The organism is Enterobacter cloacae complex sp. SHL009 (genome assembly GCF_049237205.1).
GTDB lineage: Bacteria > Pseudomonadota > Gammaproteobacteria > Enterobacterales > Enterobacteriaceae > Enterobacter > Enterobacter cloacae_M.
In genome coordinates, this window is the sequence record NZ_JBMKIW010000001.1 from 494,548 (window position 1) to 517,202 (window position 22,655).

Genomic DNA, 22,655 nt, shown 5'->3' on the forward strand with positions numbered 1-22,655 from the left:
GGCAAGGAACAAGCCTGATAGTCACGTCATGTGAGTAAATGACGGCAGGTGAAGTCATACGAAAGTATCAGTTTTTTAAGACAATTCTCAGCTACGCTATTTTCATTGTTATAAGCAATACCGGGTTAGCACAGGCTCTTCAACCAGAACACCCATGCTTGATTTTTCTATTAAGGAAAACATCGTGCGCAACGTGATGATCCCTATTCTTAGCGCTCTGTTTCTTTTTCTGAGCGGCATTTTGATTATTAACTGGCAGCTATGGCAGATGGAGAAGCTGAGTAATAGTCATACCGCCACGGCCAGCACCCAAAAAATAGAAAACATTCTGGCTGAAGCAGTCAGTGCGGCCAGCACGGCGAAGCGCGTTGCGGCCCAAGGGTGTACCAGTAGCGGACAGCTGGCGCTGGGGACAGAGGCAGCGCTAAAACCGCATCTGCGCGCCATCATGATCGAGCAGCAGGGTAAGATCATCTGTACTTCCCTTCCCGGGAATGGCGTGTTGATTATTCATCCTGAGACGTTACCTGCCGAAAAATTGGTGCTGTTACCGGGCAGTCGACTGGTGAACGGCATTCCGGTGCTTGTCTTTCAGATGCCCATCGTGGGAGGGCGCGTCATCGTCAGCATCAGTGATGCGCATTTACAGGACGTCATTGCAAGCGCATCGAACAGCATGGATCTGGGGCTGGTTGTCGGCGAAAGCATGCTTGTTCGCAACGGTGCAGTGAGGGGCTGGAAAGTGGCCTCCTGGGCGGGGGCGCTTACGGCATCAACGCAATTTCCCTTCAGCCTCGTCTGGCAACCTCCTGCCTTTTTCAGCCTGACGCGGCTTTTGCAACAGGGATTGAGCCTGATACTGCTTATTCTTGCGCTATCGGTGGCGTTGGGTATTTTGATCCGCCGATACAAGGGGAAAAGTACCTCATTTGAAGACGACTTACGTAAGGCCATTTTGCAGGGGGAGATCGTGCCTTATTACCAGCCGATCGTGAACGGCGATACCGGCGGGTTATATGGCGTTGAGGTCCTGGCAAGATGGAAGCATCCAAAGTCAGGCTTTATCCCGCCGGATGTTTTTATTCCGATTGCCGAACGTAGCGGGTTGATTATACCGCTGACCAAAGGGTTAATGGCAAAAGTGGTGGCCCAGCTTAAGCCGCTTTTGCCTAAGCTACCGGACGGGTTTCATATCGGGGTAAACATCAGCGCCAGACATATTAATGCGCCTTCATTTATCGGTGACTGCCGCGTCTTCGGGAAGGGGTTTCAGGGTAAAGAGGTCAAGCTGGTTCTCGAGGTGACCGAGCGTGAACCGCTGATCGATAATCCCCACCTCGTGCAAAACCTCAACATGCTGCATAACGCCGGCTTTGTTATTGCCCTGGATGATTTTGGTACGGGTTATTCCGGGCTGTCATGCCTTAATGCGCTGGCCATTGATTATATTAAAATTGATAAAAGCTTTGTGAACCGGGTTTCAGAGGAAAAGGACTCAACGATCCTGCTGGACTGCGTCATTGACCTGGCGAAAAAACTCTCTTTACGCATTGTTGCTGAAGGCGTAGAAACAAAAGAGCAACTGGAGTATCTCAACCGTAATGAGATAACCCTGTTACAGGGATATTATTTTGGTAAGCCCGTCTCCTATATCGATTTTATTAAAGTCATTTTATCTAAACCCAGGGAGACCGTTAGTTTGTAACACGAAATAAAGACGAGCTTCAGTTGCATGCTTAAGTGCAATTCATTTTCCTCTTATCCCGAGCTTTGTTACAGTGACAAGAGTTGTCAGCCAGGGATGTCAGGCGTGATAAGGTGGAAAAGCTCGTGCATGTGAAAAATACTTTTTACACAACAACCATTACCGTCATCATTGTCTCATTGATCATCTCGCTGTCGCTTGCCGTCCAAATTGCCACGTCCAGACAGCAGTCAATTCAGCAAATTAATACCAGCGTTGCTAACCTGAGCCATACCCTTGATGTCTACACCGAGGGGATCATGCGCCAAAGCGAAATGTTAATTACTACCGTTTCCGACATAATCGAAATTTATGGCATGACGCCGCAACAGGCGACCAATATTCAGCGGATGATAAATAATCAGGATAATCTTCTTACCCAGATTAATAATGTGGTTGTTTACGACGCTCAGGGCGATATCTTTACCGCGTTGCATGAAACTTTTACAGGCCCACGCAAAGGATCGGACAGGTCATTTTTTATCTATCACAAGGAAAATAAAAATCAGCAGATTTTTATTGGTGAGCCCGTGGTAAGCAGAACCAATGGCAAATGGGTCATTACCATTAGTCGTCGCCTTGAAACCCACACCGGGACATTTAACGGTGTTGTGGTGGTGACGCTGGGTATCGAGAATTTTCTCGCGCTTTACGGGCAGATTAATATTGGTCACCTGGGCGTCATTGGCTTAACGACACAATCCGGCGTGCTGCTGGTCCGGTATCCCTTTAAAAATACCTATATTGGCACGATTGTTTCTGATTCACCGCTCTTCAGGAAATATCTCAAGGTACAAAATACGGGGATAGCCAGCTCCATCTCGCGGTTTGATAAAATCGAGCGCATCTATGCTTATGAGAAAAACAGACGCTACGGACTGGTCACCACCGTGGCCGTCAGCATTGATGAAGCCCTCGCTCCGTGGCGTAAGCAGGCTATTCAGCTGGCGCTGCTCATTTTCGTTTTCACTGCGATACTTATTGTCGCGTCATACTTCCTGTATTCCGACTTATCCAGAAAAACCAGAGATAATAAGGCGCTGAAGATTATCGCCTCTGAGGATGCGCTAACCGGGCTTTACAACCGTCGCATTTTTGATGAAAAAATCCTCTCGGAAATCGCGACGTGTGCCGCGCATGACGCAGCGATTTCGATACTGATTGTGGACGTGGACTACTTCAAAAAATACAACGATAACTACGGCCATCCGGAAGGGGACCGTTGTCTGGCGCTGCTGGGAAACAGTCTCAGGGAGAGCCTTACCCGTGATAATCAGATTGTGGCGCGCTACGGCGGAGAGGAGTTTGCGATGATATTACCTGATACGGATATCCAGGAGGCGCTTCGACTGGCGCAGACGATCATTCGCAACGTGTTTTCCCTGCAAATCGCGCATGCTTTTAGCCCCTTTCGACGGGTGACGGTAAGCGTCGGGATTTCCACCGCGCGTGCGGTCGACATCGCGGGCAGCCAGCAGAATATCATTATTGCCGCTGACCAGGCGCTCTACCAGGCAAAACGCGCAGGACGTAACCGGTACGCGTTTGTTGGGGTATGAACAGAAAAAAAGCCCACTCAGGAGTGGGCAAAAAATACTGGAAGCAATGTGAGCAATGTCGTACTGAATACCTGAGTGTTACGCTCAACCATTCAGTGTTGAGAAAGATAATCTTTCTCAACAAAAGATGCAACCCCACAGTTTATGCGGCAGGCTCTTTTTGTTGGTGAATAATTGCGCACTCTCTCATTGTGATGCCTGTCACAAATTTCCTTTCTGAAATCCTGTGCTATTCTTTTTTGTGTCGTTGATTTAATGACAAAAACCATACAGAGAGGAAAGTTATGGGAATTTTATCCTGGATTATCTTTGGGCTTATTGCGGGTATTCTGGCGAAGTGGATTATGCCGGGCAAAGATGGCGGTGGTTTTATCGTCACCGTAATACTGGGTATTATCGGCGCGGTAGTCGGCGGCTGGATCAGTACGCTGTTCGGTTTTGGCAAAGTCGATGGCTTTAACTTCGGCAGCTTTGCCGTCGCGGTCATCGGTGCGCTGGTTGTTCTGTTTATCTACAGAAAAATCAAAAGCTAAGGCTTAAAAGCGTTAAAAAAGGCTGCCAGATGGCGGCCTTTTTTACGTGGCGGGTTTACCACCAGCCAAGCTGCGCGCCGGCAAACGCCGCGATGGCTACGATCAGCATAATGAGGGTCGTTTTTCTCATTTATGCCCCAGGCGCCGCGTAACCACCGACAAAAAACCATGCTAAAAAAATCACCGCCGTTATAAAAATAACGACCGGGAAGAGGATCCCTATTCTCATATCATCACCTGTTTCGGTTTTTGTAACGCCGTAGAGTGTACGGGGTTAATCCATAGTGAGAAAGCGTGTTTTGCTTTTTCCTTTCTTATCCTGATACATCGCGACATCCGCGTCGCGTAATGCGCTGTCCGGATCGGTTACCCCAGGGTCTACTTCGATAACGCCGACGCTGGCTCCGGGGTAAATGAGGTTGACGCTACCCAGCCAGTATTCACCGGCAATACAGGCGCTGAGGCGCGTTTTAAGCAGCGTGACCTGCGCGTTATCTCCTTCACTGTGGGATGTGCTCAACGACGCCACCAGAAATTCATCCCCGCCCAGACGACCGATAATATCGTCCTGCTGTTTCTCTTCGGTCAAACGCTTGCCCACTTCTATCAGGAACTGGTCGCCAGCCTCGTGGCCGTAACGATCGTTAATCAGCTTGAAATCATCCAGATCGATGAACGCGATGACGGTGTTACGCTTAAGGTGCCGCGCCAGGGAAAACAGCGTGGTCAGATCTTCAAAAATGGCGCGACGGTTAGGTAAACCGGTAAGGGCATCCGTATAGGAGTGCGCGATGAGGGCCGCATTGGCTTCGCGAAGCTGGGTCACCAGCGACTCTTTCTGAATGGACTGGGCAATCAGCCCGGCGAAGAGCTTCAGCACCTGTTCAGCGCGCTCGCTCAGCGGCTTTCTGGCCGTGCTGGTGGCGCAGAGCGTTCCGTAAAGTGAACCATCGGCAAGATGGACAGGAATACTCATGTAGGTGGTAATGCCGAGCGCTTTTGCGGCTTCACACTCGGGCCAACGTTCAGGCACGTCATTGCTGAACATCGTGTCACTATCCAGCGCGCGTTTGCACAGCGTCTCATCCCATGGGACGCTCAGCCCCTCCGGGATCGTCATCTGTTTGCTGTTGCGGGCGTAGAGGATGTGCTGCAGCCGCGCCTCGATATCCACCTTCGTCAGGTAGGTCGACTCCATGTCGGTGACAATTTCCAGCATCTCCAGCAGCTGGCGAACGAGACCTTCAAGGGATTGTTCAGTGGCGAGGGTTTCTGAAACACGGGCAAGGATAATATCCGACATGACGTAGAATGACTCCCAGGCAGAAGACGTCTGCATCTGCATGTTATGCTGAGTTTTTAGGCTTCAGGCATAGTAAAACATGAATACAGAAAATTTAATATATGCAGGAAGCGGGGAGCAGGCGCGAAAAAAAGCCCCGTTGTTGAGACCGGGGCAAAGACATCTTGATTACGGAATGATGTTCTCTGGTCATATCGAGAACATGCCACACTATAATGCTGAAAAGTGCAGTTAAAATGGAGAAATCATGGAGAACGCGGCGATGACCCGTTACCCTTAGGGTGTAATGACGTCAAAAGGATCAATGAGATGAGATTTCTGCTTCTGGCGCTGGCGCTTCCCCTGGCCGCCTGCACCGCAAAACCCACGCCACCCGATGCGCCGAAACCGCCGCACGCTATTGGTATGGCGAACCCGGCCTCCGTCTACTGCCTGGAGAAAGGCGGGGAACAAATCCCGGTTCAAAGCCCGCAGGGCGTTCGCACCGAGTGCAAATTACCGGGCGGCGAAGTGATCGATGAATGGACGCTCTATCGTCGCGATCGTCCGCAATCCACCAGGTGACAGACGGATACCGCCTGCGATACACTTTTCTTTAGGATTAATCTTAGCCAGTTTCTGGCATTCGTTTCCGCGAGAGAAGTATGTTTCAGCTAAAACCGGGCAGCATGGCGATGATCATCGGTGCCCGCACGGCGTCAGGCCGTCGCAATATTGGTAAATCTGTTGAGCTGTTTGGCCTGTATCAGCCCGGCCTGCGTTTCGTTAACCCGGTCAACGGCGTGATGACGCAATTACCCGCTACCGCCGATCGCGCGCTTTGGCTGGTGACTGGCGATGTTTATGCCTTTGACAATCAGCACGGCTTTGCCTTTGTCCGCGCCGAACATCTGATGCCGCTCACCCCCGATGAAGCGCCGCAAATGCTTGACGAGCTGGCGATCGGCTGATCAGAGATGGCGCAGCCAGTCGGCTAATACCAGGGCGTGATTTTGCTTCGTGTCTTTGGCTGCAAAGAGCAGGGTGACAGTCTGCCTGTTCGCCAGCGTCGCCAGACGCATTCCCTCGTTAGCATGCTGCGCCAGCTCTTCCTTATAGGCCTTACTGAAGGCGGCGAAATCAATGGTTTCGCTATGAAAGGCCTTGCGTAATTCATTCGAGGGCGTGAGTGCTTTACACCATTCATCATACGCGAGGTCCGTTTTTTTAACCCCGCGCGGCCACAGTTTGTCCACCAGCACCCGATAGCCGTCGTCCGGGCCAGCCTGCTCGTATACGCGTTTGCATTGAATCATAATTCCACCCTCCCAATTTAAGGTATTGTGATAATTGCAGAAGATCGGTAGTCTGAGGTTCCTTATGTTATCTGATAATACTCTGGCATAAGGAACCTTTCATGGAACACCTCCCGGTTAAAACGACGCTGCGTATTGCGCTGGTTGGCGATTACAATCCCAGTGTTATTGCGCATCAGGCGATCCCGCTAGCCATTGACGACGCCGCCGCAGTCCTTGACCTCACCGCCGATTACGACTGGCTTGCCACCACGGAGCTGACAAGCTCTGAAGATCTGGTGGGCTACGATGCCATCTGGCTGGTTCCTGCCAGCCCCTACAAAAACACCGAGGCCGCTTTTATTGCCGCGCGCTACGCCCGTGAAAACAGCATCCCGTTCCTGGGCACCTGCGGCGGGTTCCAGCATGCGCTGATTGAGTATGCCCGAAACGTGCTTGGCTGGGCTGATGCGGCACACGCTGAGACGGATACCGAAGGCACCATGGTGATTGCGCCGCTGACCTGCTCGCTGGTGGAAAAAACCGATGCGATTGAACTGCGCAGGAATACATTGATTGCCAAAGCGTACGGCAAGCCGGAAATAGAAGAGGGATATCACTGTAACTATGGCGTGTCTCCAGCGTTTGCACAGGCGCTCGAAAACGGAGATATGCATGTGACGGGCTGGGACGATCAGGGTGAAATCCGTGCCGCGGAACTGGTCACGCACCCGTTCTTCGTGATCACCTTATTCCAGCACGAGCGTGCTGCGCTGGAAGGACGTCCGGTCGTGCTGGTACAGGCGATGCTGCGCGCGGCGCGCGGATAAAAAAGGCAGACCCGAGGGTCTGCCACACTGTTTAACGGGGCGCGATCTCCCGGTCTCGCCCGGCAAGCACGCCGCAGAGCGCCATTATCACGGCGGCCAGGGCGCAGCCCAGAAGCGGGATTTGCCAGTCTCCCGCGCTATCGTGAATTTTCCCCATCAGCGGAGGGCCGCAGGCGGCGAGCAGATAGCCAATCGACTGCGCCATGCCGGACAGCGCCGCAGCCTGGTGCGCAGAGCTGGCGCGCAGGCCGATGAACGTCAGGCCGAGGATCATCGTTGCTCCGGAGCCAAAGCCAAACACAAGCGTCCACATCACCGCCATGTCAGGCATAAACCATAGCCCCGCCGCGCTTACCGCGCACATCAGCGCCACCGCACCTGCGATCCCCCGCTGATCTTTCAGACGGTGGAGTACCAGAGGAACGGCAAGCCCCGGCACGGCCGTGGCCAGCTGCAACAGCCCGTGCACCGAGCCGGCCTGCGCTTCGCTGTAGCCGTGGCTGAGCAATATCGCCGGCAGCCAGCCGATGATGACGTAGTAAATCAGCGAGTTAATCCCCAAAAAGAGCGTCACCTGCCAGGCAAGGGCCGAGCGCCAGATGGCGCGGTTATGCAGCGCGCCAGCGCCCGTTACCGTCGCAACGTGTTTCTGACGCCACTGCGGCAGCCATAGCAGCAGCGCGACCAGCGGAAACGCCATCAGCATCAGCAGCGCGCCATGCCAACCCGCGCTACCCTGCGCCAAGGGAACAATCATCGCTGAGCCAAAGGCCGCCGAGACGCCCATCGTCAAGGAATAGGCTCCGGTGAGTCGGGCTACCTGGCCCGGGAAGTCACGCTTAATTAATCCGGGTAACAGCACGTTACCGAGCGCAATCCCGCAGCCGATGACCGCCGTTCCGATGAAAAGCAGCGCGGCGGAAGGCAGCGAGCGAAGTGCAATTCCGGCGCAAATCAGCAGCAGGGCGACAAACAGGCTGCGCTCCATGCCGATACGTCGGGCAACGCCTGCGGCAAGCGGTGAGACAAGGGCGAAAGCCAGCAGGGGCAGGGTGGTCAGCAGACCGGTTTGCGCCGTGCTTAAGCCATAATCAAGACGAATAGTGTCGAGCAGCGGGGCTGCGCCGGTAAAGGTGACGCGAAGCGTAGTGGCAATCATCAGGATGCCTGCAATTAACAGCGCGCCGTGTTTTCCTGAGGTGCGAATAGCAGTAGTCATTATGTTCTCATACGTTCAAGCGAGCGCACACAATACCGATTTTCCAGGCGGTTGAAATCAGGCTAAAATGACAGTTTATCGCTAAAATCGGACAAACTGATGATTGGTCTGGGACTGGACGGCTATGATCCCGATAGCCAGCACGATGCGGCCGTCGCATTTCGCATCCGCGTGGTGGCGGAGGAACAGTATATTCCCCGACATCATCACCGTAAGGGGCAGCTCATTCTGGCCCTCGGCGGCGCGATCACCTGCGAAGTGGAAAATGCCATGCTGATGGTTCCGCCCCAGTACGCCGTCTGGATCCCCGGCCAAATGCCGCACAGCAACAGGGCTACCCCGGGGGCGCAGCTCTGCTTTTTGTTCATTGAACCGGGGGCGGCAAGCTTGCCCGACCGCTGCTGCACCCTGAAAATCCCCCCTCTGGTGCGGGAACTGATTTTATCCCTGGCGGAAAAATCGCGTGAACAGCTCTCTCTTGCGGCCACGTCGCGCCTGGTGGACGTTCTGTTTGACGAGCTGCCGCTCCAGCGTCAGGAGCATCTGCAGCTGCCCGTCTCGCCCCATCCTAAAATTCGGCTGATGAGCGAGAAAATGGCGGAAGAGCCCGCCGCCTGGCAGACGCTGACGCAGTGGGCGAGCCACTTTGCCATGAGCGAACGCAGCCTGGCGCGGCTGGTGGTGAAAGAGACCGGTTTAAGCTTTCGCCGCTGGCGCCACCAGCTGCAGCTGATTGTGGCCTTACAGCATTTGATTGGTGGGAAATCGGTACAGCAGGTGGCACAGTCACTCGGCTATGACTCGACCACCGCGTTTATCACCATGTTCAGGAAGGGACTCGGCCAGACGCCGGCGCGTTATATGGCCAGCCTGACTACGACTTCCCGATAAACAGAGAGACAAGGCCTGCCGCAATCAGCGGCCCCACCGGAACGCCGCGAAAGAGCGCCACGCCCAGCACGGTGCCCACCAGCAGACCCGCCACCAGCGAGGGCTGGCTGCTCATCAGCGTAACGCCGCGCCCGCCCAGCCACGAAACAAAAATCCCCACCGCGATCGCCACCAGCGATTTCCAGTTTACAAACGAGTGCAGCAGGGTTGAGGCGGGAAGCGTGCCGCTGGCGATGGGCGCCATTACCCCGATGGTTAAAATGATGATCCCGATGGTGAGGCCTTGTTTTTCTATCCATGGGAAGAAGGTATTTAACGGGGTCACGCGAACAATAATCAGCACCAGAATCGAGATGGCGACGGTGGTGTTATGGCTGACAAAGCCGAGCGCGGCGAGTGCCAGAAGAATGAGCAGAGTAGGGTCAAACATAGGGAATCCTTGCCAGAAAAATTGTGCTGTTTACTGTACGCGCAAACGCGGCAGAGAACAGTTTTAAAAAGATTTTGTCGTTGTCATAACCTTGTCATTTACGCGGATTAAAACGAAGGCAGATATCGCAAAAGGGGTCGCCATCATGAACGATCACATGTTTGTGGAAACGCTGATTATCTCCTCATCGTTTTTCGCTATTGCCGTTATTCTCATCGCCTCCGTGCTGTTTCTGGAAAGAAAAGGCTGACAGGTCGTCAGCCATCACGGTTACGCTTTGTGGAAGGTCACCAGCTCAGGACGGGCGATGCGCAGGTAATCCTGGGTATCCATAATCACGGATTTCTCCAGCAGGCCGGCGTTAAAGGCGATTTCGTCAAAACGCTCGAACAGCAGCGGGTCGGCAACCAGCGCCAAATCAGGATGGAAGCTAAAGGGTGGGATCGCGCCGAAAACGCAGGCGGTCAGGGTATCGACCTCAGCCGGGCTGGCGAGGGAGGCCTTCAGCCCGCCAAAATGGCGGGCAAGCTGGCTCAGGTCGGCCTGCAGATCGGCGGCGAGGATAGCCAGAACGTGTTTTTTTACGCCGTTTCCCTTCACCTTGCAGACGAGGGCCTTTGCGCCTTGTCGCAGATCGGTCCCGCGAATTTCACTTACCGCTTCACATTTTCCGACCGCCTCGTGCTCCATGACGCGAAACCGCGCGCCCTGCTCGGTGAGTAAGGTAATCAGCTGCTGGTGGGTGCCTGTTCCAATAACGTCGTCAGTCATAACGATTTTCCCGGTGATAATCCAGTATGCAGCGTTCTACATTAGCACGGGATGAACGGGGTCGAAAGAAAACAGCCAGCGCGTTCGCTGGCTGTTGGATTATGCGTTGCTGGTAGCAGATTGCTTGTGGAACAGCTCCCTGAACACCGGATAAATATCATCCTGGTCACGGATATGCTGCATGGCAAAATTATCGAACATTGCTTGCAGATGTTCATACTCCCGCCACAGGGTCTGGTGCGCGCGACGGGTAATTTCGATATAGCTGTAGTAACGCACCACCGGCAGAATTTTCTTCGCCAGAATCTCGTGACACAGCGGTGAGTCATCGGCCCAGTTGTCGCCATCGGACGCCTGCGCGGCATAAATGTTCCACTGCGCCGGGTCGTAACGCTCTTTGACCACTTCATCCATCAGCTTCAGAGCGCTTGATACGATGGTCCCGCCGGTCTCCTGCGAGTAGAAGAACTCATGTTCATCTACTTCTTTCGCCTGAGTATGGTGACGAATATAAACCACCTCCACGTTCTTATAGGTTCTGCTCAGGAACAGATAGAGCAGAATATAAAAACGCTTCGCCATATCCTTCGTGGCCTGGTCCATCGAGCCGGACACGTCCATTAGACAGAACATCACCGCCTGGCTGGAGGGCTCGGGGCGTTTTTCGTAATTCTTGTAGCGCAGGTCGAAGGTGTCGATAAACGGTACCCGTTCGATCTTCGCTCTTAGTTCCGCAATCTCTTTACGCAGGCGCTCCTCTTCCAGCAGTTGCGCCGGTTCCGTGTTTTCCACGACCTTCAGGCTGCTCTCCAGCTCGCGCAGCTCGCGCCGTTTGCCCGCCGTCATGGCCGTTCGTCGCGCCAGTGAATTCTGCAACGAACGCACGACGCTGATATTGGCGGGCACGCCGTTGGCGGTATAGCCCGCGCGATGGGTTTTATATTCATTAAGCTGACGATGCTGATTCTTTTTTAGATTCGGCAGCGCCAGGTCTTCAAACAGCAGGTCGAGATATTCGTCTTTCGAAATCTGGAAGACAAATTCGTCCTGACCTTCACCGTCCTGGCTGGCCTGTCCCTGACCGCTTCCTGAACCACCGCCGCCGCCCTGAGGACGCTCAATTCTGTCGTTCTGAACGAAGTGGTCATTACCTGGGTGTACGCGATGGCGCAGGCCGCCTCGCCCCTGATGAAACATCGGTTCGCTGATGTCATCGGTGGGGATGGAGACAGACTCGCCGCTGTCGACGTCGGTCACCGAGCGTTTGTTGATGGCCTCGGAGATAGACTGTTTAATTTGCGCTTTATAACGACGCAAGAAGCGCTGGCGGTTCACCGTGCTCTTGTTTTTGCCGTTAAGACGCCGGTCAATAAACCAGGTCATATACCCCCCGTACTGCATTTGCCAACTTGCATTTTGTAGGCCCGGTCAGCGCTAACCGCCACCGGGCACTTGTTTTTAAGACGATTTACGCACGCGCAGATACCATTCGCAGAGCAGGCGGACCTGCTTGCGGGTGTAGCCTTTTTCCATCATACGGTCGACAAAGTCGTCGTGCTTTTTCTGCTCATCGGTTGAGGTTTTGGCGTTAAACGAGATCACCGGCAGCAGCTCTTCGGTATTGGAGAACATTTTCTTCTCAATGACCGTGCGCAGCTTCTCGTAGCTGGTCCAGTTCGGATTGCGCCCGTTGTTATGCGCTCTGGCGCGCAGGACGAAGTTCACAATCTCGTTACGGAAGTCTTTCGGGTTGCTGATCCCGGCAGGCTTCTCGATTTTTTCCAGCTCCGCATTCAGGGATTCACGGTCAAACAGCTGGCCGGTATCCGGGTCGCGGTACTCCTGATCCTGGATCCAGAAGTCAGCATAGGTGACGTAACGGTCGAAAATGTTCTGCCCGTATTCTGAATAGGATTCCAGGTAGGCCGTCTGGATCTCTTTGCCAATGAACTCGGCGTATTTCGGGATCAGGTAACCTTTGAGGAACTCAAGGTAGCGTTCAGCCTGCTCCTGCGGGAACTGCTCGCGTTCGATTTGCTGCTCCAGCACGTAGAACAGATGAACCGGGTTGGCCGCCACTTCCGCATGGTCGAAGTTAAAGACGCGGGAGAGGATCTTAAACGCGAAACGCGTGGACAGACCGTTCATCCCCTCGTCGACGCCAGCGTAATCGCGGTACTCCTGATACGACTTCGCTTTCGGGTCGGTATCTTTCAGGCTTTCACCGTCATAGACGCGCATTTTCGAATAGATGCTGGAGTTTTCCGGCTCTTTCAGACGCGAAAGGATGGAGAAGCGCGACAGCGTTTCCAGCGTTCCCGGTGCGCAAGGAGCGTGCACCAGCTCGCTGTGGTTAAGCAGTTTCTCGTAAATTTTGATCTCTTCGGAGATCCGCAGGCAATAAGGCACCTTGACGATGTACACGCGGTCAAGGAAGGCCTCATTGTTTTTGTTATTACGGAAGGTCACCCATTCAGATTCGTTCGAGTGGGCGAGAATAATCCCGTTAAACGGCAGGGCGGAGATACCTTCCGTCCCGTTGTAGTTGCCTTCCTGGGTAGCCGTCAGCAGAGGATGCAGCACTTTAATCGGTGCTTTAAACATCTCGACGAATTCCATAATCCCCTGGTTCGCACGGCACAGCGCGCCTGAGTAACCGTAGGCGTCCGGATCGTTTTGCGCGAAGTTTTCCAGCTTACGGATATCGACTTTACCTACCAGAGCCGAGATATCCTGGTTGTTCTCATCACCCGGTTCTGTTTTGGCGATGGCGATCTGCTCAAGGATAGACGGCCAGACCTTCACCACGCGGAATTTGGTGATGTCGCCACCAAACTCATGCAGGCGTTTTGCCGCCCACGGCGACATGATGGTCCCGAGATAGCGACGCGGGATGCCATACTCTTTATCCAGAATCTGCGCGTCTTCCTGCGGATTGAACAGGCACAGCGGATGGTCGTTCACCGGGCTGCGTTCACCGTTGGCGCTCAGCACATAGATAGGGACGCGCTGCATCAGCGACTTCAGGCGTTCAGCCAGCGAGGATTTACCGCCACCCACCGGGCCGAGTAAATAGAGGATCTGTTTCTTCTCTTCCAGACCCTGAGCGGCATGCTTCAGATAGGAGACAATCTGTTCGATGGCATCTTCCATACCATAGAACTCTTCAAACGCCGGGTATCGGGCGACCACCCGATTTGAAAAAAGACGGGAAAGCCGAGGCTCCAGGGCAGTGTCAACCATGTTTGGCTCACCAATAGCCATCAATAGCCGTTCTGCCGCATTGGCATAGGCACTGCGATCTTGCCGACAGATGGTAAGAAACTCCTGCAGTGTGAACTCTTCGTCCTTGGCAGCTTCATAGCGCTGGCGATAGTGATCGAATATATTCATGGCATGCCGTCCTTTCGTTTTTTAGCACAGGATAAGAGCCGTTCGTATGAGTAGTGGAGGCTCCCGGAAGAGAATCTCTCGCACCTCACTGCCAGAGCAGCAACCTGTGTGCCAGGTCAGACGCTAAGAACCGCAGGGTGTTCAGGAAAACTCTTCTTAAATTAAAGCGTAGATGGCATTTGCAAAACTTGCATGCCCAGAAAATCTACTTTCAATGACATATCAATAACTCATCCAAAAATTTCCACTGTCGTTATAAGACAAATGCACGTTTTTCATTCAGTGGTCATATAAATGAAAGCGGGTTGTCATCTGAAAAGTTAAAAATAACGGGTTAATCAGACTGATTAGCAGGCAAAAAATTTTGGGATGTACGGGAATGGCGGTTACACTTCATCCGCTGATTATTTGACTACAGGAAAGAATGGATTGTGACCAAACTCAAACTTCTGGCATTAGGCATCTTTGCCGCGACCGCAGTGAACACCGCACAGGCGGAAAGTCAGTGGACGGTTGGCGCGGGTGTTGGCGTCATTAACAGCCCGTATAAACAGTATGACCGTGATGTTTATCCTGTTCCCGTTATCACCTATGAAGGCGACAACGTCTGGTTCCGCGGGCTCGGCGGCGGTTACTATCTCTGGAACGATAAGGCCGATAAGCTCTCCATCATGGCCTACTACGATCCAACGCACTTCAAGCCGGGTGACAGCGACAGCCATGCGCTTCGCCAGCTCGACAAGCGTAAAAGCACCATGATGGCCGGGCTCTCCTATGTACATAACACCGAGTATGGCTTCCTGCGTACGGCCCTGGCGGGTGATACGCTGGATAACAGCAACGGCTTTATCTGGGATCTGGCGTGGTTGTACCGCTACACCAACGGCGGGCTCACCCTGACGCCGGGTATCGGTGTGCAGTACAACAGCGAGAACTACAACGACTACTATTACGGCGTCTCTAAAAACGAGTCGCGCCGAAGTGGTCTGAAAAGCTACAGTGCAGATGACGGCTGGGATCCTTATCTGGAGCTGACCGCGAGCTACAACTTCCTTGGCGACTGGAGCGTGTACGGTACCGGCCGCTATGAGCGTCTGAGCGACGAAGTGAAGGATAGCCCGATGGTCGATAAGTCCTGGGCAGGCATCTTCTCTGTGGGTGTGAGCTACAAGTTCTGATTGCGCACTAATATCGTGCAATTGATGCATTAAAACGGGGCGCTTGCGCCCCGTTTGCTTTAGCGTGGTGCAGAGAATTTATCGCTTAACAATGCGAATCGTCTGCCCTAAACGAGACGGTTTTTCTTCACTCGCTTTCTGCGGGTTGGTCACGCGAGCCGTTTCCACGCAGACAAACGTTTTATACCCATCATCCGTCATGTCGGCCATGCTGACGGACAGCGCCGGACCCGGGTTCCAGCCCACCACGTCGCTGTGATGATGATGAACCACTTCAATGCCGCGGTTCAGGGCGCCGTCGTGGATCACGCTGCACGCTTCCGGGTGCAGGTAAACGCGGTCGGTACGGTCAGGGAATGCCTGAACGCCGTCGCTCAGTTTGCCTTCTTTCGCGTTATCGACTTTATCAATATAGGTATCGCCAAGGCCGCTCACCTTCACGGCGCTGATATCACCCACGTTGAAATAGGTGTGCAGGGCAGAGGTGGTTTCGAACTCGCCGTGAGCTTCCAGTTCGATTTCACAGATTTTACCCAGTTTGAAGCGGGCATACAGGGTGAAATCGTGCGGCCAGAGGGCGCGGGTTTCATCGTTTGCCTGCAGCTCAAAGGTCAGCGCTGCGCCGTTGTCATCTTCGTTATGCGCTTTCAGAGTCCACTGCTGGTTGCGGGCAAAACCGTGAGACGGCAAACCCGGCTGTGCGGACGGGCCAAACCACGGCCAGCAGATCGGCACGCCGCCGCGAATTGCGGCCCCTTTTTTGAAGGAGGTCGCATCGCTCAGCCATAAGCCTTCAGCTTCGCCTTCCGGTTTCCAGGAGAGCAGGTGCGCGCCGTTCAGCGCCACGGACGCTTTAACGCGTGGATGGTCAACGACGATAACGTCGGCACCGTCAATCTGACGGCGGGAGAGTACAGGGGTAAGTTGTTCGACTACCGGAAGTGCAAAAATTTTATTAATCATTAAGCAATCCTCTGTCTTATAAATAAAAAAAGGCGACCGAAGTCGCCTTTTTGGATCAAGCACTCATCTCAACTTATTTAGAGATGTGAGCGATCAGGTCCAGTACTTTGTTAGAGTAGCCAGTTTCGTTGTCGTACCAGGAAACCAGTTTAACGAAGTTGTCGTTCAGTGCGATACCTGCTTTAGCATCGAACACGGAAGTGCAGATTTCGCCGTTGAAGTCGGTAGAAACAACGTCGTCTTCGGTGTAGCCCAGAACGCCTTTCATTGCGCCTTCGGAAGCAGCTTTGATTGCTTTCTTAATTTCTTCATAAGAAGCAGCTTTTTCCAGACGAACGGTCAGGTCAACAACGGATACGTTAGGAGTTGGAACGCGGAACGCCATACCAGTCAGTTTGCCATTCAGTTCTGGCAGTACTTTACCTACAGCTTTAGCAGCACCGGTAGAGGATGGGATGATGTTCTGAGCCGCGCCACGGCCGCCGCGCCAGTCTTTGTGAGACGGGCCATCAACGGTTTTCTGAGTAGCGGTGGTTGCGTGAACGGTAGTCATCAGACCTTCGATGATGCCGAAGTTGTCGTTGATAACTTTAGCCAGCGGTGCCAGGCAGTTGGTGGTGCAGGATGCGTTAGACACGATATCCTGGCCAGCGTAAGTTTCGAAGTTTGCACCACGAACGAACATTGGTGTGTTGTCTTTGGAAGGACCAGTCAGAACAACTTTCTTCGCACCCGCAGTAATGTGTTTACGTGCAGTTTCGTCGGTCAGGAAGATACCGGTTGCTTCAGCAACAACGTCAACACCGATTTCGTTCCATTTCAGGTTAGCTGGATCTTTTTCAGCAGTAACGCGGATGGTTTTGCCATTAACAACCAGGTGGCCGTCTTTCACTTCAACGGTGCCGTCGAAACGACCGTGAGTTGAGTCGTACTTCAGCATGTACGCCATGTATTCAGCGTCCAGGAGATCGTTGATACCAACGATTTCGATGTCAGAACGTTTCTGAGCAGCACGGAAAACAATACGGCCGATACGGCCAAAACCGTTGATACCTACTTTGATAGTCATATATTCCACCAGCTATTTGTTAGTGAATAAAAGGTTGCCTGTAAAATTACAAAAACCTTACGCAGCGTCAAGCGGAATCGTGTCAATCATTGCGACAAATCAATCCTGTGACTAACGTTTGTGCGACTGACTCGCCTCACTTTCCCTTTGAGCTTGCACCCATATGGGGGCTGAGCCGGGATTTTAAAGTCCTCGCAGGATAAAAATGTGAACATGATCACAATTGCCTGACCGCTTATTCGCGACACATAAGTTTAGATCAAAAGTGCACGCAAGGGTGTTAATGTTTTGTTAGAATCCGGGTTGAAAGATGTCTGTTTCTACAGCGAGATGTAAGCATATGTCGAACCAACGTAACCCTGACGATTTGAAAAAAAACCTCACAGAAATGCAGTTTTACGTGACGCAGAATCACGGAACGGAACCGCCGTTCACCGGGCGTTTACTGCACAACAAGCGAGACGGCGTCTACCACTGTCTGGTCTGTGATGCCCCGTTGTTCAATTCACAAACGAAATTTGATTCTGGCTGCGGCTGGCCGAGTTTTTACGAGCCGGTGAGCGATGAGGCCATCCGCTACCTGACCGACTCGTCGCACGGCATGGTGCGCACGGAAATTCGCTGCGGCAACTGCGATGCGCACCTTGGGCACGTCTTCCCGGATGGCCCACAGCCTACGGGCGAGCGTTTCTGCGTAAACTCTGCCTCAATGAGCTTCACCGATGATGAGAACGGTGACCAGATTAAGGGTTGAAAAAACGATTCAGCAAATTATTCCTTTGAAAGGGCGCGAGTGTGAATATTGATGACATGATTAGCGGCATGACGCCGGAAATTTATCAGCGTCTGGTGACCGCCGTAGAACTGGGAAAATGGCCCGACGGCGTCGCGCTGACGCCGGAGCAAAAAGAGAACAGTTTACAGCTGGTGATGCTGTGGCAGGCGCGCAATAACACCGACGCGCAGCACATGACGATCGACACCAAAGGCCAGATGGTGATGAAGAGCAAGCGCGAGCTGAAAGAAGACTTCGGCATCACGCCGAAGCCGATTGCGACGATGAAAATGCAATAACGGTGCGGGTTGATGCCCTCTCCCACAGGGAGAGGGCGTAAAAGACTACGCCTGCGTTTCCAGCCAGTCTTCGAGCGTATACAGCGTTGCGCCTTCCGCAGCCATATCCATAAACGCCTGAGCGCTGTCCTGCGGATGAATGTTTACCCCGCGGCAGCCGTCGGTGATGACGCTGACGGTATAACCTAACTGGAGCGCGTCCAGCACGGTAAACCTCACACAGTAATCCGTCGCCAGGCCCAGCACGATCAGCTCCGTGATTTCGTGATGACGTAACCACGCGTCCAGCGCCGTTTTCTGGCGATGCCCGTTATCAAAAAACGCGCTATAGCTGTCGATAGCCGGGTTTTCACCTTTATGGAACACCGCGTCGACGGCTTTCTGATTCAGGAGCGGATGCAGCTCCGCGCCTTCCGTCTGCTGTACGCAGTGATCCGGCCAGAAGGTTTGCGCCAGCCCGTCGAGTTCACCCTGAGTGAAAGGCTCGACGTTGTGCTGGCTGGCAAAGCTGCCGTGGTTCGCCGGGTGCCAGTCCTGGCTTGCGACAACCGCTTCGCCGCGGGCTTTGCACCAGTCAATTAGCGTGTTTGCCACGTCAACGGTGCTGTCACCTTCGGCGACGGCCAGCGCACCGCCCGCGCAGAAATCATTTTGCAAATCGACCAGTAGCAGGGCGCGTTGCTTCATGAGCACTCCTTATTCGTCCGGGGTCAGCTCGCCGCGCAGGTTTTGCATCATCGCGCTGCGAATGGACTGAATGTCCAGATCCTGACTCAGTAAATAGTGAAGTTTAGTCAGCGTTGCCTCAACGGTCATATCGAAGCCGCTGATGACTCCCGCATGAGCCAGCGCGTTGCCGGTGGCATAGCCGCCCATGTTGACCTTTCCGGACATGCACTGGGTCAGGTTCACGACCACAATTCCGCGCTCGCTGGCTTCCTGGAGCTCTTTCAGGAATTCGCCGTTCTGCGGGGCATTACCTACGCCATAGGAGCGCAGAATCAACGCTTTCACCGGCTGGCGGAGGAAGTTACGCACTACGTCGGCAGAGATACCCGGGTAGATAGTGACCACGCCAATCGGTTGCGGAGTGATCGGATGCACGATCAGCTCGCCGGCGGTGTTCGGCGCAGGCGGCGTGCCCAGACGACGGATATGAATTCCGGCCTCCAGCAGCGGCTGCAGGTTAGGGGAGGCGAAGGCGTCAAAACCGTCAGCATGGGCTTTTGTGGTGCGGTTGCCGCGATACAGACGGTTATTAAAGAATAGCGACACTTCGTTGATCGGATAATTCGCCGCCACGTACAGGGAGTTCAGCAGGTTGATCTGCCCGTCCGAGCGCAGCTCCGCCAGGGGGATTTGCGACCCGGTGACGATAACCGGCTTGCTCAGGTTCTCCAGCATGAAGGAGAGCGCCGAGGCGGTAAACGCCATGGTGTCGGTGCCGTGCAGGATCACGAAGCCGTCGTACTGGTCGTAATGGGCTTTAATGTCATCCGCGATGTGCTGCCAGTCTTCCGGCGTCATGTCGGAGGAGTCCATCAGCGGCTCGTATTCGTGGATGGTGAAGTCAGGCATTTCCGGACGGTGGAATTCCGGCATCAGCGCAAGCTGACGCTGAAGGTGGCCGGAGACAGGGATATAGCCGTTTTCAGAGCGCTGCATACCGATGGTACCGCCAGTGTAGGCTACATAAATCGATTTCTTCTGCATGGTAGTGAGTTCTTGTTCTTCAAAAGAAAAAAATCCCCTCTTCGCGGGAAGAGGGGACGGTTTTTAACGGACGTTAGCGCAGGTCAGGCAAAACGCGTAACGACTCTGTGGATCGTTAAAGGCCGCGAGCTTATCGCTTTCCGCCTTCATCGCTTTCGCTGCCGTGGCGACCGGCGCAGGCAGGTAAGCCTGCATCGCCTCCGGCAGCATGGCACGTACCGACCCGGACATGCTGTCCATGACCATATCGAAGAACGACGGCTCGTCCTGGTAATACTCGATATGCCATTGCTTGAGCTTCGCCAGCTCGGCGGCTTTTTTCACCGCGTCATCGAAGTCGCCCAGGCTGTCCACCAGACCGTTGCTCTTCGCATCCTGGCCGGTCCAGACGTGGCCCTGCGCGATCTGGTCGATCTGCTCAGGCGTCTTTTTACGCGAGTCCGCTACCAGGGTGATAAAGCGCTTATAGCCGTTCTCAATGCTGAGCTGCATCATCTCAGAGACTTCTGGCGGCAGGGATTTGGTCACCGACACATCCGCCAGCGGAGAGGTAGCCACGCCATCGGTATGCACGCCCAGAGAATCCAGGCTGTTTTCCACGGTGTTGATCACCCCGAAGATGCCAATCGAACCGGTCAGCGTGCTTGGGTTGGCCACGATGTAGTTGGCTGGCGTTGAGATCCAGTAACCCCCGGAGGCGGCCATTCCGCCCATGGATACGACGACCGGCTTGCCGGCGGCACGCGCCGCAGCCAGTTCAGCGCGGATCACCTCGGAGGCGCTGACGCTGCCGCCAGGGCTGTTCACCCGCAGGACGATCGCTTTCACTTTCGGATCCAGGCGAGCATCGCGGATTTGTGACGCGGTAGTATCGCCGCCCACGTTCCCCGGAGTCTCCTGGCCGTCCATGATGGCGCCGTTGGCAAACACCACCGCGACGCTGTTACCGCTGTCATCAGGCTTTTTCGTCGAGTAATCATACATGCTGATGGCGCTGTAATTTTTGTCCTCTTTGCTCCAGCCAAACTGTTTGCTAAGGGATTTTTCAATCTCGGCGCTGGTGCCCAGGGCATCAACCAGTTTGTTATCGAGCGCATATTTTGCGGTATCACCGTCAACCTTACGCAGGCCATCCAGCACGCCCTGTGCGCCCGGGAACGCCTGCTCAGGCGTAATCTGGCGGTTGGCGGCAACGGTGCCGAGATAGTTCTGCCACAGCTCGCCAATCCAGCGGCTGTCCGCTTCACGGGCGGCTGGAGACATGTCGTCGCGGATAAACGGCTCGACGGCGGATTTGTACGTGCCGACGCGGAAGACGTGGGTGGTAACCTTAAGCTTGTCGAGCAGGGATTTATAGTACAGGCCGTTGGTGGCAAAACCGTGCAGATCCACCGTCCCCTGTGGGGAGAGCCAGATCTTATTGGCGAAGCTCGCCAGATAATATTGCCCCTGGCTGTAGCTGTCGCCTACGGCAATCACCGGCTTGCCGCTGTCGCGGAATTCGCGCAGCGCTTTACCGATGTACTGCATCGACGGCTGATCGCCTCCGGCAAAATCTTTCAGATCCAGCACGATACCGGTAATGTTGCGGTCATCTTTCGCCTGGCGGATGGTATCGACGATATCGAACAGGGAGTTTTCCTGCAGACGGTCTGACGTCGCGCCAAACAGCTGGCGGCTGATTGCCCCCAGACGGTTGCTGGCGGACGGTTTATCAACGATAACGCCGGTGATATCGAGTAACAGGGCCCCGCGAGTCGAATGCTGCGCCTGATTCGCGTTGCTGATATGCATCCAGATGCCCGCGCAAACCAGAACCAGGAAGATGAAGAAGATGTTCATCACCAGGTTGCGGACGAAGTTGAGCAGTCGCCACGTCCATTTAAAGAAACCGGCAATGATTCGCCAAAGGGTTCGCATGTATTCTCCCTAACCAGAAAATGACTGTTTCCGTCGCCACTGGACGGTAATGTTGGGTTATCGTAATGACCCAACCGCCACTTGTCAGCAGGAATCGCCTGCCAGGCTGTAACAAAATCTGCCGTCGTGTTAATTTTGTGAGTAAATTTCAAGAAAGGAGTTAACCAATGGACGCACTCGAACTGCTTGTTAACCGCCGTAGCGCTTCCCGTCTGGCCGAACCTGCCCCGGCAGGCGAGCAGCTGGAGAATATTCTGCGTGCCGGCATGCGTGCCCCCGATCACGGCACGCTTCAGCCGTGGCACTTCTTTGTGATTGAAGGCGAAGGCCGAGATCGTTTCAGCCAGCTGCTGGAGCAGGGCGCGATTGCCGCCGGGCAGGATGAGAAAGGTATCGACAAGGCGCGCAATGCCCCGTTCCGCGCCCCGATGATTATCGCCGTCGTGGCGAAATGCCAGGCTGACCATAAGGTGCCGATCTGGGAACAGGAAATGTCCGCAGGCTGTGCGGTGATGGCGATGCAAATGGCCGCCGTCGCGCAGGGCTTTAACGGTATCTGGCGTACCGGTGCGCTGACCGAAAGCCCGGCGGTCCGTGACGGTTTTGGCTGCGGTGAGCATGACAAAATTGTCGGTTTCCTCTATCTCGGCACCCCGCAGCTTAAAGCCTCCAGCACCATCAGCATTCCGGACACCACGCCTTTCGTCAGCCATTTCTGATAACGCACCTGAACTGTCTGGATTCTGAGCATCTGCCGCAGAATTCAGACAGTCATACTTACCTCTTTATGG

The 22,655-nt window shown here is 54.1% G+C and carries 25 protein-coding genes; 12 read left to right on the forward strand and 13 right to left on the reverse strand.

Annotated elements, in window-relative coordinates:
* The first annotated feature begins 154 nt into the window (after window positions 1-154).
* The 3 genes from ACOTZC_RS02435 (at window position 155) to ACOTZC_RS02445 (ending at window position 3,836) form a co-directional block, all read left to right on the forward strand.
* Window positions 155-1,705 (forward strand): EAL domain-containing protein, encoded by a 1,551-nt coding sequence (locus ACOTZC_RS02435; RefSeq protein WP_421635569.1) that lies wholly within the window; start codon window positions 155-157, stop codon window positions 1,703-1,705.
* A gap of 113 nt (window positions 1,706-1,818) precedes the next feature.
* Window positions 1,819-3,303: a sensor domain-containing diguanylate cyclase gene (locus ACOTZC_RS02440; RefSeq protein WP_372587057.1), complete on the forward strand. Its 1,485-nt coding sequence runs from the start codon at window positions 1,819-1,821 to the stop codon at window positions 3,301-3,303.
* 284 nt (window positions 3,304-3,587) lie between these two features.
* On the forward strand, window positions 3,588-3,836 hold the full coding sequence (locus ACOTZC_RS02445; protein WP_006174788.1) for a GlsB/YeaQ/YmgE family stress response membrane protein: 249 nt from the start codon (window positions 3,588-3,590) through the stop codon (window positions 3,834-3,836).
* 130 nt (window positions 3,837-3,966) lie between these two features.
* On the opposite strand, the gene ACOTZC_RS02450 is transcribed toward ACOTZC_RS02445, so the two are convergent.
* Both ACOTZC_RS02450 and ACOTZC_RS02455 read right to left on the reverse strand, forming a co-directional pair.
* A complete protein-coding gene (locus ACOTZC_RS02450) occupies window positions 3,967-4,065 on the reverse strand; it encodes a YoaK family small membrane protein (RefSeq protein WP_029739841.1) in 99 nt (32 codons plus the stop codon).
* 45 nt (window positions 4,066-4,110) lie between these two features.
* Entirely contained in the window at window positions 4,111-5,139 is a 1,029-nt protein-coding gene (locus ACOTZC_RS02455) for a sensor domain-containing diguanylate cyclase (RefSeq protein ID WP_045401618.1), read from the reverse strand.
* A 309-nt stretch (window positions 5,140-5,448) separates the two neighbouring features.
* Between ACOTZC_RS02455 and ACOTZC_RS02460 the strand changes: the two genes are divergently transcribed.
* Together ACOTZC_RS02460 and ACOTZC_RS02465 are read left to right on the forward strand one after the other, a co-directional pair.
* A complete protein-coding gene (locus tag ACOTZC_RS02460) occupies window positions 5,449-5,703 on the forward strand; it encodes a DUF333 domain-containing protein (RefSeq protein WP_325794353.1) in 255 nt (84 codons plus the stop codon).
* Window positions 5,704-5,783: 80 nt separating this feature from the next.
* A complete protein-coding gene (locus ACOTZC_RS02465) occupies window positions 5,784-6,089 on the forward strand; it encodes a hypothetical protein (protein ID WP_325794354.1) in 306 nt (101 codons plus the stop codon).
* On the opposite strand, the gene ACOTZC_RS02470 is transcribed toward ACOTZC_RS02465, so the two are convergent.
* The gene (locus ACOTZC_RS02470) at window positions 6,090-6,434 is read right to left on the reverse strand and encodes a DUF488 domain-containing protein (protein WP_325794355.1); all 345 of its coding nucleotides are present in this window, start codon (window positions 6,432-6,434) and stop codon (window positions 6,090-6,092) included.
* 101 nt (window positions 6,435-6,535) lie between these two features.
* On the opposite strand from ACOTZC_RS02470, the gene ACOTZC_RS02475 reads away from it, so the two are divergent.
* Window positions 6,536-7,243, forward strand: coding sequence for a CTP synthase C-terminal region-related (seleno)protein (locus tag ACOTZC_RS02475; RefSeq protein ID WP_325794356.1), 708 nt, complete (start codon window positions 6,536-6,538; stop codon window positions 7,241-7,243).
* A gap of 31 nt (window positions 7,244-7,274) precedes the next feature.
* Here ACOTZC_RS02475 and ACOTZC_RS02480 read toward each other — a convergent pair whose 3' ends face one another.
* Window positions 7,275-8,462, reverse strand: a complete 1,188-nt coding sequence (locus ACOTZC_RS02480; protein WP_109844440.1) for a CynX/NimT family MFS transporter — start codon at window positions 8,460-8,462, stop codon at window positions 7,275-7,277.
* Between the two features lie 99 nt (window positions 8,463-8,561).
* Here ACOTZC_RS02480 and ACOTZC_RS02485 point away from each other — a divergent pair, with 99 nt between their 5' ends.
* Window positions 8,562-9,353 carry an AraC family transcriptional regulator gene (locus tag ACOTZC_RS02485; RefSeq protein WP_421635570.1) on the forward strand — a complete coding sequence of 264 codons (792 nt, stop codon included), beginning with the start codon at window positions 8,562-8,564 and terminating at the stop codon, window positions 9,351-9,353.
* Here ACOTZC_RS02485 and ACOTZC_RS02490 read toward each other — a convergent pair.
* Window positions 9,337-9,783 carry a DUF441 domain-containing protein gene (locus ACOTZC_RS02490; RefSeq protein ID WP_024908579.1) on the reverse strand — a complete coding sequence of 149 codons (447 nt, stop codon included), beginning with the start codon at window positions 9,781-9,783 and terminating at the stop codon, window positions 9,337-9,339. The two genes, ACOTZC_RS02485 and ACOTZC_RS02490, sit on opposite strands and share 17 nt — an antisense overlap.
* Before the next feature lie 145 nt (window positions 9,784-9,928).
* Here ACOTZC_RS02490 and yoaI point away from each other — a divergent pair, with 145 nt between their 5' ends.
* Window positions 9,929-10,033 carry a small membrane protein YoaI gene (yoaI, locus tag ACOTZC_RS02495; RefSeq protein ID WP_088544756.1) on the forward strand — a complete coding sequence of 35 codons (105 nt, stop codon included), beginning with the start codon at window positions 9,929-9,931 and terminating at the stop codon, window positions 10,031-10,033.
* 20 nt (window positions 10,034-10,053) lie between these two features.
* Here the strand turns inward: yoaI and ACOTZC_RS02500 are convergent, their stop codons facing one another.
* The 3 genes from ACOTZC_RS02500 to yeaG form a co-directional block, all read right to left on the reverse strand.
* Entirely contained in the window at window positions 10,054-10,554 is a 501-nt protein-coding gene (locus tag ACOTZC_RS02500; protein ID WP_023311253.1) for a YbaK/prolyl-tRNA synthetase associated domain-containing protein, read from the reverse strand.
* 99 nt (window positions 10,555-10,653) lie between these two features.
* A complete protein-coding gene (locus ACOTZC_RS02505; RefSeq protein ID WP_032651499.1) occupies window positions 10,654-11,937 on the reverse strand; it encodes a YeaH/YhbH family protein in 1,284 nt (427 codons plus the stop codon).
* A gap of 75 nt (window positions 11,938-12,012) precedes the next feature.
* A complete protein-coding gene (gene yeaG, locus ACOTZC_RS02510; RefSeq protein WP_008500713.1) occupies window positions 12,013-13,947 on the reverse strand; it encodes a protein kinase YeaG in 1,935 nt (644 codons plus the stop codon).
* Between the two features lie 431 nt (window positions 13,948-14,378).
* On the opposite strand from yeaG, the gene ACOTZC_RS02515 reads away from it, so the two are divergent.
* The gene (locus ACOTZC_RS02515; protein ID WP_023311255.1) at window positions 14,379-15,125 is read left to right on the forward strand and encodes a MipA/OmpV family protein; all 747 of its coding nucleotides are present in this window, start codon (window positions 14,379-14,381) and stop codon (window positions 15,123-15,125) included.
* A gap of 78 nt (window positions 15,126-15,203) precedes the next feature.
* Here ACOTZC_RS02515 and ACOTZC_RS02520 read toward each other — a convergent pair whose 3' ends face one another.
* Complete coding sequence (locus ACOTZC_RS02520; RefSeq protein WP_421635571.1) at window positions 15,204-16,088, reverse strand: D-hexose-6-phosphate mutarotase; 885 nt, start codon at window positions 16,086-16,088, stop codon at window positions 15,204-15,206.
* Between the two features lie 73 nt (window positions 16,089-16,161).
* A complete protein-coding gene (gapA, locus tag ACOTZC_RS02525; RefSeq protein WP_023311257.1) occupies window positions 16,162-17,157 on the reverse strand; it encodes a glyceraldehyde-3-phosphate dehydrogenase in 996 nt (331 codons plus the stop codon).
* A 340-nt stretch (window positions 17,158-17,497) separates the two neighbouring features.
* Between gapA and msrB the strand changes: the two genes are divergently transcribed.
* Together msrB and ACOTZC_RS02535 are read left to right on the forward strand one after the other, a co-directional pair.
* On the forward strand, window positions 17,498-17,911 hold the full coding sequence (gene msrB, locus ACOTZC_RS02530) for a peptide-methionine (R)-S-oxide reductase MsrB (protein WP_008500710.1): 414 nt from the start codon (window positions 17,498-17,500) through the stop codon (window positions 17,909-17,911).
* A gap of 56 nt (window positions 17,912-17,967) precedes the next feature.
* Window positions 17,968-18,231, forward strand: a complete 264-nt coding sequence (locus ACOTZC_RS02535; RefSeq protein ID WP_196238666.1) for a YeaC family protein — start codon at window positions 17,968-17,970, stop codon at window positions 18,229-18,231.
* Between the two features lie 45 nt (window positions 18,232-18,276).
* Here ACOTZC_RS02535 and pncA read toward each other — a convergent pair whose 3' ends face one another.
* The 3 genes from pncA to sppA all read right to left on the reverse strand — a co-directional run bounded on the left by pncA (window position 18,277) and on the right by sppA (window position 21,864).
* Entirely contained in the window at window positions 18,277-18,918 is a 642-nt protein-coding gene (gene pncA / locus ACOTZC_RS02540; protein ID WP_421635572.1) for a bifunctional nicotinamidase/pyrazinamidase, read from the reverse strand.
* A gap of 9 nt (window positions 18,919-18,927) precedes the next feature.
* On the reverse strand, window positions 18,928-19,944 hold the full coding sequence (ansA, locus tag ACOTZC_RS02545) for an asparaginase (protein WP_008500705.1): 1,017 nt from the start codon (window positions 19,942-19,944) through the stop codon (window positions 18,928-18,930).
* Between the two features lie 63 nt (window positions 19,945-20,007).
* Window positions 20,008-21,864 (reverse strand): signal peptide peptidase SppA, encoded by a 1,857-nt coding sequence (sppA, locus tag ACOTZC_RS02550; RefSeq protein ID WP_045353656.1) that lies wholly within the window; start codon window positions 21,862-21,864, stop codon window positions 20,008-20,010.
* Window positions 21,865-22,031: 167 nt separating this feature from the next.
* On the opposite strand from sppA, the gene ACOTZC_RS02555 reads away from it, so the two are divergent.
* Complete coding sequence (locus ACOTZC_RS02555; protein WP_045353658.1) at window positions 22,032-22,583, forward strand: NAD(P)H nitroreductase; 552 nt, start codon at window positions 22,032-22,034, stop codon at window positions 22,581-22,583.
* The last annotated feature ends 72 nt before the right edge of the window (window positions 22,584-22,655 follow it).

Coding starts and splice junctions, on each gene's coding strand:
- ACOTZC_RS02435 (WP_421635569.1), top strand. CDS start 155: ATGCTTGATTTTTCTATTAAGGAAAACATCGTGCGCAACGTGATGATC.
- ACOTZC_RS02445 (WP_006174788.1), top strand. CDS start 3,588: ATGGGAATTTTATCCTGGATTATCTTTGGGCTTATTGCGGGTATTCTG.
- ACOTZC_RS02450 (WP_029739841.1), bottom strand. CDS start 4,065: ATGAGAATAGGGATCCTCTTCCCGGTCGTTATTTTTATAACGGCGGTG.
- ACOTZC_RS02455 (WP_045401618.1), bottom strand. CDS start 5,139: ATGTCGGATATTATCCTTGCCCGTGTTTCAGAAACCCTCGCCACTGAA.
- ACOTZC_RS02460 (WP_325794353.1), top strand. CDS start 5,449: ATGAGATTTCTGCTTCTGGCGCTGGCGCTTCCCCTGGCCGCCTGCACC.
- ACOTZC_RS02465 (WP_325794354.1), top strand. CDS start 5,784: ATGTTTCAGCTAAAACCGGGCAGCATGGCGATGATCATCGGTGCCCGC.
- ACOTZC_RS02470 (WP_325794355.1), bottom strand. CDS start 6,434: ATGATTCAATGCAAACGCGTATACGAGCAGGCTGGCCCGGACGACGGC.
- ACOTZC_RS02475 (WP_325794356.1), top strand. CDS start 6,536: ATGGAACACCTCCCGGTTAAAACGACGCTGCGTATTGCGCTGGTTGGC.
- ACOTZC_RS02480 (WP_109844440.1), bottom strand. CDS start 8,462: ATGACTACTGCTATTCGCACCTCAGGAAAACACGGCGCGCTGTTAATT.
- ACOTZC_RS02485 (WP_421635570.1), top strand. CDS start 8,562: ATGATTGGTCTGGGACTGGACGGCTATGATCCCGATAGCCAGCACGAT.
- ACOTZC_RS02490 (WP_024908579.1), bottom strand. CDS start 9,783: ATGTTTGACCCTACTCTGCTCATTCTTCTGGCACTCGCCGCGCTCGGC.
- yoaI (WP_088544756.1), top strand. CDS start 9,929: ATGAACGATCACATGTTTGTGGAAACGCTGATTATCTCCTCATCGTTT.
- ACOTZC_RS02500 (WP_023311253.1), bottom strand. CDS start 10,554: ATGACTGACGACGTTATTGGAACAGGCACCCACCAGCAGCTGATTACC.
- ACOTZC_RS02505 (WP_032651499.1), bottom strand. CDS start 11,937: ATGACCTGGTTTATTGACCGGCGTCTTAACGGCAAAAACAAGAGCACG.
- yeaG (WP_008500713.1), bottom strand. CDS start 13,947: ATGAATATATTCGATCACTATCGCCAGCGCTATGAAGCTGCCAAGGAC.
- ACOTZC_RS02520 (WP_421635571.1), bottom strand. CDS start 16,088: ATGATTAATAAAATTTTTGCACTTCCGGTAGTCGAACAACTTACCCCT.
- gapA (WP_023311257.1), bottom strand. CDS start 17,157: ATGACTATCAAAGTAGGTATCAACGGTTTTGGCCGTATCGGCCGTATT.
- msrB (WP_008500710.1), top strand. CDS start 17,498: ATGTCGAACCAACGTAACCCTGACGATTTGAAAAAAAACCTCACAGAA.
- ACOTZC_RS02535 (WP_196238666.1), top strand. CDS start 17,968: ATGATTAGCGGCATGACGCCGGAAATTTATCAGCGTCTGGTGACCGCC.
- pncA (WP_421635572.1), bottom strand. CDS start 18,918: ATGAAGCAACGCGCCCTGCTACTGGTCGATTTGCAAAATGATTTCTGC.
- ansA (WP_008500705.1), bottom strand. CDS start 19,944: ATGCAGAAGAAATCGATTTATGTAGCCTACACTGGCGGTACCATCGGT.
- sppA (WP_045353656.1), bottom strand. CDS start 21,864: ATGCGAACCCTTTGGCGAATCATTGCCGGTTTCTTTAAATGGACGTGG.
- ACOTZC_RS02555 (WP_045353658.1), top strand. CDS start 22,032: ATGGACGCACTCGAACTGCTTGTTAACCGCCGTAGCGCTTCCCGTCTG.